Raw genomic sequence first — 2,285 nt, 5'->3', positions numbered from 1 at the left:
CGATTAAGGAGTCTTTCTTCTTCCATTTAGATCGCCTCCTATAGAAATATACCCTCCTTGCGCTAGCGAGCTAACGGGATGTAAATTGAGCAGATTAAAAGATTTCCATGTCTTCTATAGCCCCACCATTAGAATCTCTAACAACACTGTTGATATTTACCAGCTCAGTTCCTGCTTTATTTTATCACAATCCACTCAACCATGGCATATATTGCTTTTCTCTATTATTTTCCTTACCCATCCCCTGAGTGTTTCTGACTATAATGGGGGACTCGCCCCCCTTGTCAACCCCCAAAAGAGAAAAACATGAAGACAAAAGAGAAAGATCAAAAATAACACGGAGGAAAAAGCCTCCGTGTCCGTCACCCCGGCGACTTTCGAGCCGTTTTTAGCCTACCCCTAAATGCCTCTACGAGGGGTCCAGAAGTATTAAAACCAAGGATAAAAGACTAAAAAAAGAGCCAAACTCACCATTGACGACCATCAGACTTCAGGATAAGATTAAAGGGGAAATATTTTAACGTTTAGGAGGTATTATGAAAAGTATAAATTTTGTTCTCTGGCAAGAAGGTCGTTACTACGTAGCCCAGTGTTTAAATGTTGATGTTTCTTCTTTTGGCGAAACCATTGAAGAGGCCATAGATAACCTCAAAGAGGCAGTAGAGCTCTATTTGGAGGATAAAAGTTTTACTTTGCCTGAAATCGAGAAAGTAATGATTGGCAGAGAAGAAATTGATGCCTAAACTCTATTCCTCTTGGGAAATAGAAGTTGGGTTGCAAAAGCTTGGTTTTTCTTTTATTTCTCAGAAAGGTTCACATGGAAAATTCAAAAATTCCGCAGAGAGAGTAGTTATCCTTCCTATGCACAAACGGGAAATTCCCACTGGAACTTTTAAAAGCATATTGAGGCAAATGGGTATAACTCAGGAAGATTTTGAAAAATTGCTTGGAGGGGAATATTAACCCAACTTGTAGCTTTTCCCATCCGTCATTTCACGTAGTTACTAAGGGTGGTGTCTCAAAGCCAGCATCGATCATTAATCAAATCGTAATTTGCAAGTCTCTTTAAACTCTCCACTCAATGGCCCAGAAATAATTGTTTCAAAATTCTCAGAAAACCAGCTGAGTTTCTTAAGAATCCTTCGCCCTACTTGCTTTTCGATTATCTTGAGATCCCTTACCGCTTCTTCCGTCCATTCAATCCTGGCCAAATTCCTCTAATACCTCTTTATGGGAAATTCTCCCGGATGGCTTCTTCAGACGTTTCGCTAATTTCTTCTTGAACTCATCTGTTAATTCTATCCTATAAGCAGCAATAATGGGGGCTTTTCGCCCCCCCTATAACCCCCCAGAAAAAAACAAAGAAAAAGCAAAAACTTGGATTCCCGATTAAAGATTTCGGGAATGACGGCGGGGGAGGATTCCCTGAATGTTTATACGAGGGGTCTATAAGCAGTCTGTCTTTTTTTCACACTACCATATTGTTTTAACCATGTTAGAGCTCTGTATATCTGCGTCTTTCGTAATTACCTTTGCCTCAAGTAATTTAGCTGTTGCCACTATAATTTTATCATGTAACTCAGAGATACCTTTTATCTCTTTCAGTGTTTTTAATACATTAACATCAAGAGGATAGATTTCAAAGTTACTACCTTTCTCTATCTCATCTAATAGTTCCTCATAATTAACGCTAATGCGCTTCTTTTCTATAATATCAATTATCTCTGCAAGGACAATTGTAGGGATAAATATTATGCTTTTTCCCGACAACGAATTTCTAAATACTTCAAGAGCCTTTTGCCCTAATTTTTTGCTTCCGGTGAAGTACCACACCAGAGAATGGGTATCAGCTACAAAGAATGACACTTTAAAATCCTACAGGTCATTATAGTCTTGAGGGAAAAGAGATTTTTTAGAAGCTTTAATATCTTCTTCTGTAACTTCAATCCCTCCCCAAATACCTTCTAATGAAATTGGTTCTCCAGCCTTTTTTATCCTTCCTAATTTTAATAACATTAATTTTATCTCCCCAATCTCGTGTTCTAATTTTTTCACTTTATCATAAAGCTGGACATCCATATCTATTTCCTTAAGCATTTTCACACCTCAAAACTCCCCATTTTACGTTTATATTTTACCACATAAAAGAAAAAGCAAAAACTTGGATTCCCGATAAAAGCGCTCAGGCATGACGGCGGGAGGGAAACCCTTCAGAGAATAAAAGAGAGATTGCCACGGGGAGGAATATACGACCCTCGCGATGACGGTTTAGAGAGCTTGCGGGG

4 protein-coding genes are annotated in these 2,285 nt (G+C 38.7%); 2 read left to right on the top strand and 2 right to left on the bottom strand.

Annotated elements, in window-relative coordinates; genetic code table 11:
* Positions 1-536: 536 nt before the first annotated feature.
* The gene (locus tag GXZ17_RS00480; RefSeq protein ID WP_409375329.1) at positions 537-743 is read left to right on the top strand and encodes a type II toxin-antitoxin system HicB family antitoxin; all 207 of its coding nucleotides are present in this window, start codon (positions 537-539) and stop codon (positions 741-743) included.
* Positions 736-963, top strand: coding sequence for a type II toxin-antitoxin system HicA family toxin (locus GXZ17_RS00475; protein ID WP_409375328.1), 228 nt, complete (start codon positions 736-738; stop codon positions 961-963). The genes GXZ17_RS00480 and GXZ17_RS00475 overlap by 8 nt, the downstream gene beginning before the upstream one ends.
* Positions 964-1,473: 510 nt before the next feature.
* Here GXZ17_RS00475 and GXZ17_RS00470 read toward each other — a convergent pair.
* Positions 1,474-1,866, bottom strand: coding sequence for a type II toxin-antitoxin system VapC family toxin (locus GXZ17_RS00470; RefSeq protein WP_409375327.1), 393 nt, complete (start codon positions 1,864-1,866; stop codon positions 1,474-1,476).
* A 9-nt stretch (positions 1,867-1,875) separates the two neighbouring features.
* Positions 1,876-2,097: a hypothetical protein gene (locus GXZ17_RS00465; RefSeq protein ID WP_409375326.1), complete on the bottom strand. Its 222-nt coding sequence runs from the start codon at positions 2,095-2,097 to the stop codon at positions 1,876-1,878.
* Positions 2,098-2,285: the final 188 nt, after the last annotated feature.

This window comes from Candidatus Sordicultor fermentans (genome assembly GCF_012728195.1).
Classification (GTDB): domain Bacteria; phylum Atribacterota; class Atribacteria; order Atribacterales; family Caldatribacteriaceae; genus Sordicultor; species Sordicultor fermentans.
Note: the sequence above shows the minus strand (reverse complement) of the source record. Positions and strands in the feature narration are given on the sequence as shown.

Excerpts from the sequence above, each read along its gene's own strand:
- GXZ17_RS00480 (WP_409375329.1), top strand. The coding sequence starts at position 537 with ATGAAAAGTATAAATTTTGTTCTCTGGCAAGAAGGTCGTTACTACGTA.
- GXZ17_RS00475 (WP_409375328.1), top strand. The coding sequence starts at position 736 with ATGCCTAAACTCTATTCCTCTTGGGAAATAGAAGTTGGGTTGCAAAAG.
- GXZ17_RS00465 (WP_409375326.1), bottom strand. The coding sequence starts at position 2,097 with ATGCTTAAGGAAATAGATATGGATGTCCAGCTTTATGATAAAGTGAAA.